General features: G+C 47.5%; 16 protein-coding genes. 2 read left to right on the plus strand and 14 right to left on the minus strand.

The window, feature by feature from the left end; all coding sequences use genetic code 11:
- Window position 1: 1 nt before the first annotated feature.
- From ACLVWR_RS02995 to yihA, 7 genes are all read right to left on the minus strand, one after another.
- Window positions 2-721: an outer membrane beta-barrel domain-containing protein gene (locus ACLVWR_RS02995; RefSeq protein WP_413582452.1), complete on the minus strand. Its 720-nt coding sequence runs from the start codon at window positions 719-721 to the stop codon at window positions 2-4.
- 3 nt (window positions 722-724) lie between these two features.
- Window positions 725-1228, minus strand: coding sequence for an HAD-IIIA family hydrolase (locus tag ACLVWR_RS03000; protein ID WP_340596212.1), 504 nt, complete (start codon window positions 1226-1228; stop codon window positions 725-727).
- Window positions 1229-1432: 204 nt separating this feature from the next.
- Complete coding sequence (locus ACLVWR_RS03005) at window positions 1433-2083, minus strand: TonB family protein (protein ID WP_413582453.1); 651 nt, start codon at window positions 2081-2083, stop codon at window positions 1433-1435.
- A gap of 115 nt (window positions 2084-2198) precedes the next feature.
- Window positions 2199-3179: a KpsF/GutQ family sugar-phosphate isomerase gene (locus ACLVWR_RS03010; protein ID WP_413582454.1), complete on the minus strand. Its 981-nt coding sequence runs from the start codon at window positions 3177-3179 to the stop codon at window positions 2199-2201.
- 9 nt (window positions 3180-3188) lie between these two features.
- The gene (locus ACLVWR_RS03015) at window positions 3189-4793 is read right to left on the minus strand and encodes a CTP synthase (RefSeq protein WP_413583472.1); all 1605 of its coding nucleotides are present in this window, start codon (window positions 4791-4793) and stop codon (window positions 3189-3191) included.
- Window positions 4794-4891: 98 nt separating this feature from the next.
- Complete coding sequence (gene kdsB, locus ACLVWR_RS03020; protein ID WP_413582455.1) at window positions 4892-5632, minus strand: 3-deoxy-manno-octulosonate cytidylyltransferase; 741 nt, start codon at window positions 5630-5632, stop codon at window positions 4892-4894.
- Complete coding sequence (gene yihA, locus ACLVWR_RS03025) at window positions 5633-6205, minus strand: ribosome biogenesis GTP-binding protein YihA/YsxC (protein ID WP_413582456.1); 573 nt, start codon at window positions 6203-6205, stop codon at window positions 5633-5635.
- 164 nt (window positions 6206-6369) lie between these two features.
- On the opposite strand from yihA, the gene ACLVWR_RS03030 reads away from it, so the two are divergent.
- Window positions 6370-7602, plus strand: a complete 1233-nt coding sequence (locus tag ACLVWR_RS03030) for a sigma 54-interacting transcriptional regulator (RefSeq protein WP_340596206.1) — start codon at window positions 6370-6372, stop codon at window positions 7600-7602.
- Here the strand turns inward: ACLVWR_RS03030 and fliL are convergent.
- Window positions 7592-8572: a flagellar basal body-associated protein FliL gene (gene fliL, locus ACLVWR_RS03035; RefSeq protein WP_413582457.1), complete on the minus strand. Its 981-nt coding sequence runs from the start codon at window positions 8570-8572 to the stop codon at window positions 7592-7594. The genes ACLVWR_RS03030 and fliL overlap by 11 nt on opposite strands.
- Before the next feature lie 102 nt (window positions 8573-8674).
- Between fliL and ACLVWR_RS03040 the strand changes: the two genes are divergently transcribed.
- Complete coding sequence (locus tag ACLVWR_RS03040) at window positions 8675-9301, plus strand: hypothetical protein (protein WP_413582458.1); 627 nt, start codon at window positions 8675-8677, stop codon at window positions 9299-9301.
- A 136-nt stretch (window positions 9302-9437) separates the two neighbouring features.
- Here the strand turns inward: ACLVWR_RS03040 and polA are convergent, their stop codons facing one another.
- From polA to ACLVWR_RS03070, 6 genes are all read right to left on the minus strand, one after another.
- Window positions 9438-12032: a DNA polymerase I gene (polA, locus tag ACLVWR_RS03045; RefSeq protein ID WP_413582459.1), complete on the minus strand. Its 2595-nt coding sequence runs from the start codon at window positions 12030-12032 to the stop codon at window positions 9438-9440.
- A 65-nt stretch (window positions 12033-12097) separates the two neighbouring features.
- Window positions 12098-12400, minus strand: coding sequence for an XRE family transcriptional regulator (locus ACLVWR_RS03050; protein WP_340596199.1), 303 nt, complete (start codon window positions 12398-12400; stop codon window positions 12098-12100).
- A gap of 100 nt (window positions 12401-12500) precedes the next feature.
- Window positions 12501-12806 carry a septum formation initiator family protein gene (locus ACLVWR_RS03055; protein WP_413582460.1) on the minus strand — a complete coding sequence of 102 codons (306 nt, stop codon included), beginning with the start codon at window positions 12804-12806 and terminating at the stop codon, window positions 12501-12503.
- Between the two features lie 265 nt (window positions 12807-13071).
- Entirely contained in the window at window positions 13072-14340 is a 1269-nt protein-coding gene (gene eno / locus ACLVWR_RS03060) for a phosphopyruvate hydratase (protein WP_413582461.1), read from the minus strand.
- A complete protein-coding gene (locus ACLVWR_RS03065) occupies window positions 14333-15364 on the minus strand; it encodes a hypothetical protein (protein ID WP_413582462.1) in 1032 nt (343 codons plus the stop codon). The genes eno and ACLVWR_RS03065 overlap by 8 nt, the downstream gene beginning before the upstream one ends.
- Window positions 15365-15522: 158 nt before the next feature.
- Window positions 15523-16629, minus strand: coding sequence for a CpaF family protein (locus ACLVWR_RS03070; RefSeq protein ID WP_413582463.1), 1107 nt, complete (start codon window positions 16627-16629; stop codon window positions 15523-15525).
- Window positions 16630-16635 lie beyond the last annotated feature (6 nt).

A 16635-nucleotide genomic window follows, 5' to 3' on the forward strand; every position in this document is an offset into this window, starting at 1 on the left:
CTTAAAACAGGTAAGACAAACCGACATCGAGGTTTGTGGTGTAGGTAAGACGCTCTTTAAAACTATCATTTGAAACTGTTCCGCCGCCGTTCAATCCGGAATTGAATGGAATCGGCGCTTGATTCATATAAAGACGCAAATCAAAGCGAAGGGCCCAGCTGGGATTGAAGAAAAACTTTTGTCCCATGCCCAATGCCAACGCCGGATTTGCTTTAGTTTCAAACTTAACCATCCCCAGGGCGCCCGAGCCAAAAAGCATGGTGTTGATAACCAATGATTTGGTCAGACTCATTTTTCCGTAGAAAACCTTGATGTTATAGTCAGCCATCAAAGTCATTTCAGGTTTTGGAGCCTGGTCGTAGTTCAGATTGAATTGACCCTGGAGCTGAGTCGCATAACTGGAGACACCCGTCGCATTCTTGGAGAAAAGAATACCGATCGCGTTTTCCTCGTTCCAGTTATAGTAAGCCGAGAATCCAAACTTACTGACGTCGTAAATCGGTTCAGTCAGTCCCAGCCCATAAAACGCATTCACGTCAATGCGGCCTGCTGTGACTACACGGCGGTTTTTAACGCTCACCGATTTATCAAAAACCGGGAGTACGGATTCCTTTGCCAGCTCTTCTACTGGCAACTCGACCAACTCGGCAGCGAATGCCGTTTTATGCAGTAACAAAGCTGCACCAATGATGATCAAGGCTTTCAAACCATTCTTTAGCATGAACTACCTACCTGAGGAAAAGGCCCCATATTTAAAAATGTAATCACAAACTTCACGAACTGCTCCACAGCCACCGGGCCGCTTCGTCACGTAATCTGCAATCTCAATTACTTCATCTACTGCTTCTGGAACTGTGGCGCCGAAGGAAACTGCCTGCAAAAGTGGGATATCGAATATGTCGTCCCCCACATACGCCATTTCATTTGGTGAAATGCCGGAATCCTTTTGCAGCTGTAAGAAAGAAGGCTCTTTGTCGAGAGCACCTTCATAGAAATACTGAATGCCAAGCGACTTAACGCGCGCACGCACATCTTCCGCCTTGGTACCTGTGATGACCGCGATCTTGTAACCCGCTTCTGTCAATCGTTTGATGCCAACGCCATCACGAATAGAATAAAAACGGCGCCACTCGCCGTTTTCAAACCAGATTCGCGTGTCAGTCATGACGCCGTCGACATCGAGCACCAACATCTTGATATTTTTGAGTTTTGATATTTCTATTGCCACGAAATCATTGTGGGAAATTATTACAAAGGGGGCAAGTGTCGCACCCTGATACAAGACTTTTGTCCCACTGGTATTTGGTCGGGAATGATATCAACTCGAAGAGAAAGTAGTTAAAGGTAACAACAAACCTGAGGTAAAGTGTGTTTCCTTTTTTCTAACTGGACCATTCAAATGTGAATGTTAACGGACAGTCGTGTTTTTGATTTACTGCAAAGAGTATTCGATCGGAATTTCAAGCTTGGTGGATGATGTTGCAAATTCAGCAGGCAGAGGCTTGTACTTTCCTATGCCGGCAATCAAACTTTTTGCAGCTTCGTTCAATCTGTTGAAAGCCGTGCCCTGCTTCACTTCCACGGCCGTGATCGTGCCGTCTTTTTCAACGATAAACTCCACAAGCACCCGGCCTGTTTCGCGCAGTCTTTTGGATGTGACCGGATAAATCTTACGGCCTTCAATCAACACGCGAAGCTCATACAAGTAGCGCTCTTTGATGGAAGCATTTCGATTGCCTGTGGCTTCACCTAACGGACCTGAAGTCAGATTTCCATCAGCATGTCCCAAAGTTTTTGCTCCAGCAGATTCAGGCGGAGGTGTCACTTCGAGATGTTGCTTTTTCTTTTGAGCAATAGCGACTTCCCCATCATCGGAAAGCTTGGGAGTGGCGATCTTTTTGACTGACGTCGCTTGCGTCGGGGCAGATTCAAACTCCACCACAACCGGACCGCCTTTTTTGTAGAAACCAAATGGCGCCGGATTTTGAGTTTTCAAGGCACCAATAGACAACCCCGCAAACACCGCAAGGTGCAAGACCAATGAAATCGCAAATGGGGGTAATTCTCTGAATTTTACAGCCAAACAATGCCTCTTACTCAAGGGTTTAACGGCCCCATGGGAAAAAGTCACCTCGCATGGATTTAAATGAAAACCAATAGAAAATAAGACAAGGGTCTCTGTCTGAAACCCCGTTTATTTAGCGTACACGCGCCTTCAAAAGGTCTTGAACATGGAGGATGCCCACCGGTTTATGGGGTTGCGACGCCTCTTTATCCAGGACAAAGAGCATATTGATCTGGAACTGCTCCATCACAAAGAGTGCTTTTTCAGCGAGCTCGTTCTTATCAATGGTTCTTGGACTTGTGGTCATCAGATCCTTAGCCTGCCCCGTAAATGGATCGTTGGACTTCTCCAAACGTCGGCGGATTTGACCATCGGTTATAACCCCGACCAAATCACCCTTCTCGTCCACGACGCCGGCGGCACCGCGAACATCTTTATGGGTCATGATTGAAAACACTTCTTTTAATGGAGCATACAACCCCACTGTCGGCAACGCCTCCCCGGAGTGCATAACATCTTTAACTCGGGTCAGAAGACGATACCCCAGACTGCCACCCGGATGGAATTCCGCAAAGTCAGCAGAGCTGACTCCTTTTTCGGCCATCACAGCCATGGCAACAGCATCACCCATCGCCAAGGTCGCTGTGCTACTTGCAGTTGGAGCCAACCCCAAAGGGCAGGCTTCCGAAGACACTTCCACATTCAAAGTAACCTGGGCCGCTTTCGCTAGAGACGAAGACGGCTTGCCTGTCAGAGCAATCAAGGGAATTCCCTTACGAGCGACAAAGCTCAGAATTCCTGAAAATTCCGGAGACTCCCCGCCATAGGATAAAGCCATGATCACATCGTCATTGGTCACCATACCCAAATCACCGTGATTACTTTCCGCGGGATGCAGGAACACGGACGGTGTTCCTGTCGACGAGAATGTGCTCGCCAGTTTGCGCGCAATTTGGCCGGACTTGCCCATACCAGTGACAACAAGTTTGCCCTTGCAGGAAGTGATAAGCTTCACAACCTGTTCAAAATCAGCTCCGATTCGGGGTTTCAACGCCAGAATCGCCTGTGCTTCAACATCCAAAACCTGTAGTGCTTGCTCGATTAATTTCGACATAATCAATTCCTACTTATTCTTCAAACTGGCTTTCACAAAGTGGACAAACAACGGATGTGGTTCAAGTGGTTTGGACTTGAACTCAGGGTGGTATTGCACGGCCACGAACCAAGGATGGTCCGGAAGCTCGACAACTTCAACCAGATCGCGTTCTTTACATATACCGGAAGCAATCATGCCGTTCTTTTCAAAGAGTGCTTTAAACTTATTATTGTACTCAAAACGATGACGGTGGCGTTCCGTTATATTTGCAGTTTTATAGACTTGGGCTGCCTTGGTATTTGGTGCGATTGTACATGGGTAAGCCCCCAAGCGCATTGTTCCGCCCTTATTCACCAGGCCACGTTGTTCGACCATGGAGTCGATCACGAAATTGCCATTGCGCTTGCCCTCGGCATGGAACTCACGGCTGGTTGCATCTTTGATTCCGCACACGTTGCGTGCAAACTCAATCGCCGCCAGCTGCATACCAAAACAAATACCAAAGAAAGGAACGCGTTTTTCACGGGCAAACTTAATGGCCGTGATTTTACCTTCAACTCCGCGGGTACCGAAACCACCCGGAACCAGGATTCCATCCACTTTGCCCAACAAAGAATTCACCGTCTTATCCGTTACTTTTTCAGAGTCGACATAAATGATTTCCACGCGGGATTTATTGGCAACACCACCATGAACCAAAGCTTCATGCAGGGATTTGTAAGCTTCTTTCAGCTCGACGTACTTACCAACAACACCGATCTTCACTGTTTCATCCGGCTTGGATAAAACATTCACAAGATTCTGCCAGCCCTTTAGATTCAAACGCTGAGGTTTCAACCCAAGGCGGCTAACGATCAACTCATCCAGTTTCTCATTGTGCAATGCCAACGGCACTTCATAAATGAAACGACTGTCCTGAGCAGCCACTACATGATTTGGCTGTACCGAACAGAACAAAGCGATTTTACCTTTAAGGTTATCATCAATATGTTTTTCACTGCGACAAACCAGGAAATCCGGCTGCAGGCCGAGCATACGAAGTTCTTTGACCGAGTGCTGAGTCGGCTTGGACTTCAACTCACCAGCCGCCGCAATGTAAGGAACGTAGGTCACGTGAACCAGGACAGAGTTTTCCATCCCCACATCGATGCGCATTTGTCGAATGGCTTCAAGGAATGGTTGGGATTCGATATCCCCCACTGTCCCGCCGATTTCAACCAGAATAACTTCACTGCCTTGAGCAGCTTCATAAATGCGCGCTTTGATTTCTTCTGTGATGTGCGGAATCACCTGCACAGTTCCACCCAGATAGTCACCACGGCGTTCGCGTGCGATAACCGTATCATAGATCTGACCTGTTGAAACAGAGTTGGAGCGATTCATCACAGCAGATGTAAATCGCTCGTAGTGACCCAAATCCAAATCCGTTTCTGCGCCATCTTCAGTCACATAGACTTCTCCGTGTTGAAACGGAGACATTGTGCCTGGATCCACATTTAAGTACGGATCGAATTTCATGATTGTGACTTTGTGTCCACGAGCCTCCAGCAAAGCACCCAAGCTTGCCGCAGTAAGACCCTTACCGATGGAGGAAACCACCCCGCCCGTAACAAAAATGAATTTTTGCTTCAGTGAAGTTTTAGTGGATTTCGCAGTTGAAACTTTTGTGGTCGCGACAGTTTTCTTGGTCGCTTTCACAGCTGTTGATTTGGTATTTGATTTTTTTGCCATTATTTCCTCTGACTTAAAATTTTTTCCAACTTTTCCAGATCCTCGGGAGTATCCACCCCGATGCTGGCTTCTTTTACACGTACGACTTTGATTTTTGCGCCCAAATAAAGGGCACGCAATTGCTCCAGACTTTCCGCACGCTCTATCAATGCTTGCGGAGCCTCACAGAACTCTTTCAGAAACTCTTTGGAGTAAGCATACATTCCGATATGTTTCAGACATCCTGAATAGTCGCCCATCTCATTCGCCTTCATGCGGGAGTACGGCATTGGAAAGCGACTGAAGTACAAGGCTTCATCGTTGATGTTCATCACGACTTTGACAGAGTTCGGGTTCTGCAATTCTTCTTCAGAAATAGGATGAGCCAATGTTGCCATGTCCATCTTTGGTTCATCGACAAACACCTGAGCCAGACGATCAATCAGTTCGCCTGTCACCAATGGCTCGTCACCCTGGATATTAACCACGACATCGCAATCGATACCTTTGATGGCTGCATGAATACGATCGCTGCCTGATGGAAGATGGCTGTCGGTCATTACGACCTTTGCACCCACGTCCTCGGCAGCACCTTTGATCAACTCATCATCTGTTGCGACAATCAGATCGGTCAGCAGTTTGGATTTTCGGGCACCTTCGATGGTCCATTGAATCATAGGACGCCCTTGCAGCATCGCCAGTGGCTTTCCCGGAAAACGTGTCGAGGCAAATCGTGCTGGAATGACACCGACGATTTTCATTTATTTGATCCAGTTCTTATAGATATAGTCTTCGACATCTTCCTGGCCGGTTTTCTTAATCGCCGAAGTTCCAAACACGGCACTTAACCCGGTTTCTTTTTTTAGCTTGGCAATCGCCTGAAGCATTTGCGAACGGGACATTTTATCAGCCTTTGTCAAAACCACTGCCAAAGGAAAGCCCTGAGTTTCAGAGAAGCGACGAAGAAGCTCTTCGTCCTCGGACCAGGATCTGCGAATATCCATTACCAGAATCAATCCCGCCAGACTTTCACGAGCAGAGAGGTAAGTCTCGATCATTTTATGCCAGTCGCGAATCTCATCACCTGAGCGCGCCGCAAATCCATATCCTGGCATATCCACCAAAACAAAAGTTGCCGCGACATCAAAGAAATTCAACAGGCGAGTTTTACCCGGCGTGGAACTGACTTTGGCGATCTTATTGGTCGCAAGACCATTGATGAAGGAACTTTTTCCGGCGTTGGATCGGCCTGCAATGGCTACTTCAGGAAGAGAATGGACTGGGTAGTCCTTTTCGACAACTGCACTTTTAATGAATCTGATCTGTTTTGGCATAACGTAGGCTACCAATTCTTAAGGAGTTTCTCAATTCTCAATTCTAAGACTGAGATCTTAGGCTCAGTACATTATAAGTCCCAAATTGCCATGAGAGTCGTTTTAATTCGAGCTGACGGTGGCAACACCCTTGCTTTTGGACTGCTGCCAAGGAGATAACCAATATGAATCAAGCTTTTCTAAAACTGATGGGTGAAAACCCGAAAACTTATCAAGTCAGCGAATTTCTGACGATCGGCAAAGACGCTCAATGTCAGATCCAAATCCACGGTGACGACGTCGCCGAAAGACACTTCCGTATCGAACGCCGCGAACAAACCTATTACATTCGCGATCTGCGCAGCACTCAAGGAACCTATGTTAACAATGCCCGTATCATGGAAGCCATCCTTCAGGAGGGCGATCTTATCCGCGCTGGCACTCAGGAACTTTTCTTTACCTTTGAATCCTCTCAAACAACTTCTGAATTCCCACTTAAAAGCCGAAACGAAGTTTGGAATGAAGAACTACAAAGTCTGCGCAATGTTGCCGACACCGAGTTTCCGGTTTTGATTCTTGGACCATCAGGCACCGGCAAAGACATTATTGCCCAAGCATTGCACAATGCCAGCGCTCGCAAAAACGCCAATTTTCTAAGCGTGAATTGCAGTGCCTTGAGTGAAACCCTGATCGAAAGTGAATTGTTTGGTCACGTGAAGGGCAGCTTCACCGGCGCTATCTCTGACCGTAAAGGTGCCTTTGAGGCCGCTCGCGGAGGTACTTTGTTTTTGGATGAAATCGGTGATTTGTCTTATTCGCTGCAGGCAAAACTTTTGCGCGCCTTGGAAAACGGCGAAATCCGCCCAGTCGGTGCCGATAAGAATATCAAAACAGACGTGCGCATCATTGCCGCCACTCACCAAAGTCTTCCTGAAAAAATCCGTCAGGGCGCTTTCCGTTCAGATCTTTATTTCCGTCTGAATGTCGTCACCGTCACACCGCCGGCGTTGGTAAACCGCATGGAGGACTTTGATGACTTGCTATATACGTTTGCGAAGAAAATGCGGGTGCGCTTTTCCCACGGAGCCATTGTCCGTCTAAAAAAACATCCATGGCCGGGAAATATTCGTGAGTTAAAAAACCTGGTCAGCAGAACCGCAGCCCTTTATCCGCGCGAACACATCGAGGAAAAGCACATCGAAAAGCTGCTGGATAAAACCCTGCTAACGCCGGCCGAAGCTGAAGTCAGCAATGATATTCCCGTGATCAAAGAGATCGAAAGACAGATGATCATTAAACGTCTGACGGCGAATCGCGGTAATCAACGTCGAACAGCTGCTGACTTGGGCATGCCAAAATCGACTTTGCATGACCGCCTGAAGTACTACAATATTCAGATTGATAACTTTAAGGCTTAATCACAGCCGTTTTAAAGAAGATCCTGCGCACTTTGCCTTTGGTCAGGATCTTATTGATTTCTTTGCGAAGTCTTTCGCACAACATCTGTTTGCCTTCGGCCGAGGACAGTTGATCATAAGTAAACTCTTCAACTGTCCTTAAAAACAAATCCTTCACTTCAGGCTCGCGGTCTTTGATCTCAACGACCACATCTGCATCCGTGCCCTCTACGAAAAACTCCAGAGCGGCCATCGGGTTCGGGCCTGACTGTGAGGATTTCCTAACGTTGGCAAAAATTCGCTGCGTGCTAAAAATATTCTGAGCGACACGAGTGGAGTCGTAAAATGGCTCCACTTGATCGGCCTGATAAATCTCTTTCTTATCCGCCCACTCCTCGAGTGTCGGCAAAAATAATTCTTCATGAGCCGGAATCAGCTTGTTCGTGGCTATCTTATAAAGAACCACTCCGCCCACACCGGTTGCCACCACCAGAAACGCCAAACCGATCTTTTGAACAACCGAAAAGCCTTTAATCGTCGTGACCAGATTGCCAATCCAGGATTTCAAACCCGCGATCAGATTTCCGATCCCCTGCTTCAGATTCGGTCCCAGATTTTTTAAGAACTGAATTGCCTGTTCTTTGAATTTGCGCCAGCTCAAGCGCAGTGCCATGTGCTGCAAGCGAATGAAGTAACTAATGCGCGGGATGAATGGCAAAAACTTCACCAGCTTTTTACGCCAGCCATCCTGCCGTTCCCAATACTTCACTTCATCAGCAAGCTTGTACTCCAGATCGGATTCTTCAATGACAATGGGATTCGAGGGATCATCCGGACCGATCGTCTGCAACGACTTGGCAAATTCCGGATCTTCTTTTTCCAAAATAGAATCCAAGGAATCCAAAGATAAAAGTTCTTCTGAACTTTCTTCCTCTGGAGCCCCCTCAGGTTTCTGAGCCTCTACTTTAGTCTTGTTTTCATTGTCTGCCAATAAATGCTCCCAAGACGATTGTAAGAAAAGAACCAAAACTCTCGCAAGAACAATTTATAATCAGGCCCTTATCCCCTACAATGAAACCTTAGGAGTTCACGCATGAAAGTATTGTTTGCAGTGTCTGTTTTGGGCCTTTCATTGTCAGCTTGTACAAATTTGCAAAGATCCGCCTCCAGCGGCTATGGATCCTCTGACTACACCCAGGATTCCCGGGACATCATGCGCGATCGTTCAGCCCGCCAAACAGCTTATGAATTAGGCAAGGATCCAGGGAACTTGAATGCCAGTGACATTCAGGACATCCAAGATCGCACAACAGTCCGCCAAATGGAGCGCAAGCTTCACTCCAACAAAGAAAAAGAACAATATTCCCGCATCCTGCCTTGGCTGGAATCCGATGCCGAAAAAATGGAATTCCTGTCCATTCCTTCCATCGAAGGCCGCCAAGCTTGGATCAATAAGAATAAAATCTGGAGTCGCTCAACAGCACCAAAAGCCGAAATGAAAGGCTTGGTTGAAACCCAGGACATCGCGATCGGTATGCCGCAGGAGTATGTTAAAAAATCCTGGGGCGAGCCCGTGGGCATCGATGTGTCGGGCAATCCCCTATACAGAAACGAACGCTGGCGCTATGAACGCCAGACATCCACTTCCTCGGGCTATCGCAAAGAAGTCCGCTTCGTATACTTCGAAGGCGGCCGCGTGGTGGGCTGGGAAACCCAATAGCTATACTTTCTGGATCAAACTCTCAAAGCCTTCGATTTTCTTGATAACTATGTCGAAGGCTTTTCGACTTCTTCCGCCTCGCTCTTGGCGTCTCGCATACAGCCTTAAAGCAAACAAATAACCGGCCAAGGCCAATTTAGTGGGCTTCGTCCCAGTTGTTGCCGATGGAGTAGTTCACCTTTAGAGGAACGCGCAGCTGCGCTACGTTTTCCATGATGCTCACCAACTGCGGAGTGATTTTCTCCAGGTTGTCTGCGAAATCTTCGAAGATCAATTCGTCATGCACCTGCAATAGCATGCGCACTGGCACTGTCTTATGGACTTCGATCATGGCTTTTTTAACCAGGTCACTGGCTGTTCCCTGAATCGGGGCATTGATGGCGGCGCGTTCGCCGAATTTTTTCAGCATGGCGTTTCCGGATTGAAGTTCATCGATGTAACGTCTGCGACCGAACAAAGTTTCCACGTAACCTTTTTCATGGGCGATCTTGACCGTATTTTCGATATAGTCACGAACGTTTTTAAAGCGTGTGAAATAACGATCGATAATATCCTTACCTTCGGTTCTGGAAATCCCCAAAGTTTCAGCCAGACCGAATGCACCCTGTCCGTACGCGATACCAAAGTTCACGGCCTTTGCTGTACGACGGTGTTCTGCGTTTACTTCGCTAAGTGGAATGTTGAAAATCTCTGCCGCTGTCGCAGCATGGATGTCCAAGTCTTCGGCGAAGGCTTTGCATAGATTTGGATCTTCAGAAATATGGGCCAAAATTCTTAGTTCGATCTGCGAGTAGTCCACCGACAGTAACTTCATTCTTGGATTTGCAATGAAGGCTTTACGAACCAACTGACCGCGCTGAGTGCGGATGGGAATGTTCTGTAAATTTGGCGACGTGCTGGAAAGGCGTCCCGTCGTGGTTAGGGCTTGGTTGAAGCTGGTATGAACACGACCATCTTTTTCTTGAACCATCACAGGTAAAGCATCCACGTAGGTGGATTTTAGTTTTGAAAGTTCACGCCATTGTAAAACCTGTTTTGCAATCGGATGATCCAGGCCTTCCAGAACATCTTCCCCTGTGGAGTAACCTGTTTTGGTTTTCTTACCTGCGGGCAAGCCCAGTTTTTCAAACAGGATCACGCCCAATTGTTTCGGGCTGCCTACATTGAAGGACTCCCCTGCAAGTTCGTGGATTTGTTTTTCAAGAACTGCGATTTCGCCTTCAAGCTCTTTGCTTAGGTTATGCAATAGATCGGTGTCGATACGAATGCCCAGGTTTTCCATGGCCAATAGAACTTTCACCAACGGCAATTCCAGTTCACGATAAACTTTTTCACCGTGAAGCTCGTGAAGTTTTTTGTCCAAAGTTTTCGCCAGGTGCAATTGAGCATTGTACAACTGGGAAGGTGTTGCCATTTCTGGAAGGGCTTCACCCATGTGTTTTTCATAAATTTTTGAAAAATCAGAAGCATCGGCTGCTTTCAATACGTAAGCCGCCAGCATGGAATCCCAGTCCGCGCTTGGATTCTTAGCACCAATTTTGTGCCACAAATCCTTAAGATCGTAGCCTTTCCATTGCACTTTGAAGGTATCGGTCAACTTACCCAGGAATTCAGAATCTGAAACTGAAATGATGTCATTGTCAGTACCAATGAAAACGCCACGGGCATCATGGAAACCCCATAGTGGCTGTCCTTCGGCAAACATTCCTGCGAGTTCTTTTGTGGATAACGTCTTTTCATTGAACTCTTTGGTCTGATGATCCGCCAGCATGGGAGTTGCCAATGCATCTGGAGCGGCAGCTGGTTTCGCTGCGGCCGAGTAGTATGCTTTGCCGGCTTCCGCAGAAGTCATCGGAGCGGCTGACGGTGCTGCTCCGCCAGCCTCGCCAAACAGGTTTTTTTCGAAGGTTTTGAAATTGAACTCGCGCAAGTAAGCACGAAGTTCCTCATCCTTGCGTGGACGCAGACGATAGGACTCGATGTTATGATCCACCGGGATTTCAGTCGCGATGGTCACAAGTTTTTTACTCAAAATAGCCATCTCTTTGGCATCAATCAATTTTTGGCGAACGCTTTTGCTTTCGACTTTATCGATATTTTCGTAGATGTCCTCAAGGTGAGTGAATTGTTCTAAAAGTTTGATCGCACCTTTTTCACCAACGCCCTTAACACCCGGGATGTTATCGGATGTGTCTCCAACGATGGCTAGGTAGTCGATGAATTGATCAGGACGTACTCCCCATTTTTCAAAAACGCCTTGGGAGTTATAGCGATGATCCTTCATTGTGTCGTAAAGAATCACGCCGTCTTCAATCAATTGACCGAAGTCTTTATCACCACTGACGATGACGACTTCAACGCCGTTCTTTTTACCAACCTTTGTCAGAGTTCCAATGATGTCATCGGCCTCATAACTTAGAATCTCCAACGCAGGAATTCCCATAATATCTGCCAGCTGTTTGATGTAAGGAATCTGCACCGCCAGGTCTTCGGGCATTTCCGTGCGATGCGCTTTGTAGTCATCGTACATTTCGTGTCTGAATGAAGGCTCTTTGCGGTCATAACAAAACACCATGTACTCGGGTTTTTCTTCCTTCATGAGCTTTGTGATCATGGAGATAAAACCGTAGATGGCGTTGACGGGCATTCCCTTTGGGGATGTCAGTTGTCGGATCGCGAAGAAGGCGCGAAAGAACATCGAGCTGACATCAATAAGGTAGATTTTTTTCATAGAACTCTCCCGGTTTTGCAGATTAAAAAACCTACAACGGGAGAGTTGGATTGTCGATTATTCGATTACTCTAGATCCGCTTTGACGCGAGAGAAATCCACTTGAGAAAGTGCATTTTTATCGCACTCATTCTCACAGGCAGGTGTGAAGCGAACTTCGTCAGAAGCCTCGTCAGCTTGACGGTTGATCAAGGCCAATTCGCCTTTGATTTGCGGGTTGAACAACAACTCTCCGTTGCCTTCTTCCCATGTTTCAATGTCTGTCAAAGCACACTTTAGTCTGCGAGCCATGTCCGAGCGACTCCAGCCAAGACGAAGGCGAAGCGCACGAAGACTGTCTCTATTCCATTCATTTTGATTTTCGATCATAAGGGTAACCCCCCGGTATTACTTTTAAATAAAAAGTATTTAGAGCTGAGATACTATTGCTAGTATACCGGAGCGACATCAAATAACTACTCGCGTTACTCTACTGTTCAGGAAAAACGAAAACTAAATCGTGCTCGCCAGCTAGGTCTAATTTGTCTCTGGCTTGTCGCTCAATAAAAGCTGGATCTTTGGCTTGCTTCAACTGTGCTGTAAGTTCCACTGTGGCTTTTTTGCTATCATTAATTTCGACATTAATTCTGTCAAAATCACGATGCAAACCCCATAGGCGCCATAGATTGCCATTCAATACGATAGAAACCCCGAAGATAATCATGCAGATAAATGCAACTCTTCCAGGGTGATTTAGTAAACGGCGAAGACCTACGGCAAAACGACTATAAGACATACAAAAAGTCTAAATTTGCTTTGGGTAGCTGGGTAGTCCAGATCGTTGGTCCTTCTGTCCACTGCCTGTCGGCCTTGGGGAGTGGCCCGAGTTCTCGGTAGAATTTTGGGCGTCCTTTGACCTCGCTCGCTTCGCTGGCGAGGGAATGGGACTGCAATCGCTGAAATGATTGCTGGTTAATTCACCAAATAAAAAAAGCCACTCCTTCGAGTGGCTTTTTTTATTCTGGTTTTGCATCGCATTTCAAAAAGGTACGGCGTACCTTTTAGCGGAAGGCGGCTTTATCCCAGTATACTCCCATACCGCCTAGATCTTCTTCGATTCTTAGCAACTGGTTGTATTTAGCGATACGCTCAGAACGGCACAAGCTTCCGGTTTTGATTTGTTGGCAACCCAAGGCTACCGCTAGATCTGCAATGAATGTGTCTTCTGTTTCACCAGAGCGGTGAGACATCACAGTTTTGTATTTGTTTCTTTGAGCCAAGCTCACAGCTTCGAAAGTTTCAGTCAAAGTACCGATTTGGTTTACTTTCACCAGCAATGCATTCGCAGCTTTTTTCTCCAGACCCATACGCAAACGTTTAGGATTAGTTACGAACAAATCGTCACCCACCAATTGCATTTGGTTGCCCATAGCTGCAGTGACATTCACCCATGAATCCCAGTCGTCTTCAGAGAAGCCGTCTTCGATAGTGATCAATGGGTATTTCTCTGCCCAGCCTTGGTACACTTTCAAAAGTTCATTTGGCGTGATCAAGCTGCCATCGAACTGGTATTTGCCGTCTTTGTACATTTCAGTTGCAGCAACGTCCAAGCCCAAGAACACGTTTTGACCTGGATCATAACCAGCATCAACGATCGCGTTCATGATCAAGTCCAAAGCTTCTTGATTGCTGCCCAACTTCGGAGCGAAACCACCTTCGTCACCCACTGCTGTCGTCAAACCTTTTTTGCCCAGGATCTTTTTAAGAGCGTGGAAGATTTCAGCACCCGCACGAAGAGACTCAGCGTATGAGTTGTTCACTGTTGGAACAATCATGAATTCCTGAATATCAAGACCATTGTTCGCGTGCGCGCCACCGTTCAATACGTTCATCAAAGGAACCGGCAAGCGGCAAGCTTGGGAGCCACCGATGTAACGGTACAATGGAAGATTTACGTCAGCAGCAGCGGCTTTCGCAGCAGCCAATGAAACACCCAGGATCGCGTTCGCACCAAGATTGGTTTTGTTTTCAGTTCCGTCGATTTCACGAAGAACTTTATCAAGGTAAACTTGTTCAGTCGCTTGAAGGCCCAGAATTTCTGGAGCGATTTTTTCACGGATGTTATCCACGGCTTTGAAAACGCCTTTACCGCCGTAACGGTTTTTGTCGCCATCACGAAGCTCACAAGCTTCATGGGCACCAGTGGATGCACCTGATGGAACTGCGGCGCGACCGATGTTGCCATCCGCTGTGCCGATTTCAACTTCAACCGTTGGATTACCACGGCTATCAAGAATTTCACGAGCTACGACACTGATGATTTCAGACATGATGAGTACCTTCTTTCTCGGAATGCTTAGAGTTCATTTTTTTTACTAGTTCCATGGAATTGAAAACGGTGCGTGGGTATTCGGTTTTTACGAATTCCCAATCCACACGTCTCATGGCTTCCTTCACTGCAGGATTTGTTTTCCCTTGGGAAGCAAGCATAGTGATCAATTGCTGAGCGCGCACCATGTAGTCATGCATACGGGCCAGATTTTGATTCAACGAATACGCCGGGGACTCCACGTCGAAGCTTAGGTTTGACAGTGCCCCTTCGTGAGGAATCAGTGAGCCACGGCTGTCAGCGACATCCACAGCTTCAGCTTGTGCCGCCTGCTGCTGTCTTTGTTTTTCGAAATTACGAATCTTGTCCTCAAGATCGCCAACGTATTTTTGCAGATCCTCGCGCTCGCGCTGAGTGCGCTGCAAATCGTTCAACAAACTTTGGAACAAATCAGGACTCACCTGATGACCGACAGTTTCGTTTTCCGTGAAGATTGTCTGCTGCTGAGTTGCCCAGCTTAATTTCAATGTAATGCCGGACCATTCGCACTTCGCCAAGGGTTGACCGACATAAACTGGCAACGACTCAAACGCTGCCTTCAAGTAAGTCGTCACCAACGGATACTGCTCCGCCGGAAGTGGCAAATCGAAAGAGATGCTGACTTCGTCTTTACGAAGATTGTCGATCGGTGGTTTTGGAGAAATGAAATACGACAAAAACTGTTCAGGCTGATTAAAGATTTCCTGCGGACGAGGCATCATGCGCAGAACGCTGTCGAGCACTCCCCACGCACGAAGTTCCGGTCCGTTGTGTCCGGCACGAGTCAGCACATCACAATCTTTTTTGAGCGGAAGTCGCAAACACATTTCAAGGAATTGCTCCATGTCCGGAGCGCTGATCCAGTAAGAAGAATCTCGCAACAGTTCAACTGACAAATGAACTTGTTCATAGAGCGGCGTAAGGTCTTCACCCTGCTCTTCTAGAACCGTCAAAACTGAGTTGGAAATCTTACAACTAAAGTGCACGAAAAAGTCTTAGCCCAAAAGCAAAGCCATTGAAATAACTATATTATACCAAAACTCACTGGCGCAGTGCGCATCCAAAAACCGGCTGGCGCCTTTTGGACGCGCGACGCGTCGTGAATTCGCGCGGACTTGTCCGCCGAAGCTTTCGCGAAGGCGGATTAGGCTGCTTTTTGGAACTTGGATTTTGGGAAAGGGAGCTTGTTATCGATTATTTCGTCCATAAACGTTGGGACGTTGCCCGTGGACTCGAGTTTGCCCTCGAGCGCTCCGTCGGGACGGCGCACCAAACGACCTAATTCAAAGATAGGCACTACGTCATATGAACCATCTGGCAGGAAACCACGGACTTCACTTATTGCTCCAATTCGACGCGAGCCATCACCGTAACGGGAGATTTGCACGATCAAATCAATGGCCGATGAGACCTGCTGGCGCAAAGCGCGCTCGCTGATCTTGCCGTCCCCGCCCTGAGCCAATGCTTCCAAACGGACAATCGCATCTTCCGGCGAGTTGGCGTGAACCGTCCCCATACAACCCTTGTGACCCGTGTTCATCGCATTCAAAAGTTCCAGAGCTTCGCCCGAGCGAACCTCCCCGACGATGATGCGATCCGGACGCAAACGCAGAGCACTCTTCACCAGGTCCTTGATACTCACTTCGCCTTTGCCCTGGGCATCGGCCATGCGGGTCTCAAACATCACCAAGTGTTCATAATCGACCTGCAACTCTGACGAGTCTTCGATGATCAACACACGCTGACCCTTGGGAATGCGCGAACACAACAACGACAATAACGTCGTCTTACCGGAGCCCGTACCACCACTCACGATAATGTTTTTTCCCAGAAACATCGCGATATCCAAAAAGCGCGCGCCGTCCTCTGAGATTGTGCCCATTTTAATGTAATCGTTGAAAGTGATTTTCGTGCTCGTAAATTTACGAATCGACAGCGTCGTTCCCTTGCGTGACATCGGCGGAATCACCGCCGCAATACGCGAACCATCCGGCAAACGCGCATCCAGTCGTGGATTCTCGTCATTGATACGACGGCCCACTGATTGGGCAATGGAGTTCACAGCCGCGCGCAAATCATCCTCCGTCGGAAACTTTTCAGCCACCTTCTCGAGTTTACCTTTGCGCTCTACGAAAATTTCATGAGGACCGTTAACAAGAATTTCGGATACACCCGGATCATCGAGGTACTTTAAAACAGGACCGAGGTTCTGTTGAATCGTCTGTTTGAAAACGTTCGACTGATCCGACATGGATGC

Origin of the sequence: Bdellovibrio sp. HCB288 (assembly GCF_047305935.1) — a bacterium.
Classification (GTDB): Bacteria; Bdellovibrionota; Bdellovibrionia; order Bdellovibrionales; family Bdellovibrionaceae; genus Bdellovibrio.

Excerpts from the sequence above, each read along its gene's own strand:
- ACLVWR_RS02995 (WP_413582452.1), bottom strand. The coding sequence starts at position 721 with ATGCTAAAGAATGGTTTGAAAGCCTTGATCATCATTGGTGCAGCTTTG.
- ACLVWR_RS03010 (WP_413582454.1), bottom strand. The coding sequence starts at position 3,179 with ATGTCGAAATTAATCGAGCAAGCACTACAGGTTTTGGATGTTGAAGCA.
- kdsB (WP_413582455.1), bottom strand. The coding sequence starts at position 5,632 with ATGAAAATCGTCGGTGTCATTCCAGCACGATTTGCCTCGACACGTTTT.
- yihA (WP_413582456.1), bottom strand. The coding sequence starts at position 6,205 with ATGCCAAAACAGATCAGATTCATTAAAAGTGCAGTTGTCGAAAAGGAC.
- ACLVWR_RS03030 (WP_340596206.1), top strand. The coding sequence starts at position 6,370 with ATGAATCAAGCTTTTCTAAAACTGATGGGTGAAAACCCGAAAACTTAT.
- ACLVWR_RS03040 (WP_413582458.1), top strand. The coding sequence starts at position 8,675 with ATGAAAGTATTGTTTGCAGTGTCTGTTTTGGGCCTTTCATTGTCAGCT.
- polA (WP_413582459.1), bottom strand. The coding sequence starts at position 12,032 with ATGAAAAAAATCTACCTTATTGATGTCAGCTCGATGTTCTTTCGCGCC.
- ACLVWR_RS03050 (WP_340596199.1), bottom strand. The coding sequence starts at position 12,400 with ATGATCGAAAATCAAAATGAATGGAATAGAGACAGTCTTCGTGCGCTT.
- ACLVWR_RS03055 (WP_413582460.1), bottom strand. The coding sequence starts at position 12,806 with ATGTCTTATAGTCGTTTTGCCGTAGGTCTTCGCCGTTTACTAAATCAC.
- eno (WP_413582461.1), bottom strand. The coding sequence starts at position 14,340 with ATGTCTGAAATCATCAGTGTCGTAGCTCGTGAAATTCTTGATAGCCGT.
- ACLVWR_RS03070 (WP_413582463.1), bottom strand. The coding sequence starts at position 16,629 with ATGTCGGATCAGTCGAACGTTTTCAAACAGACGATTCAACAGAACCTC.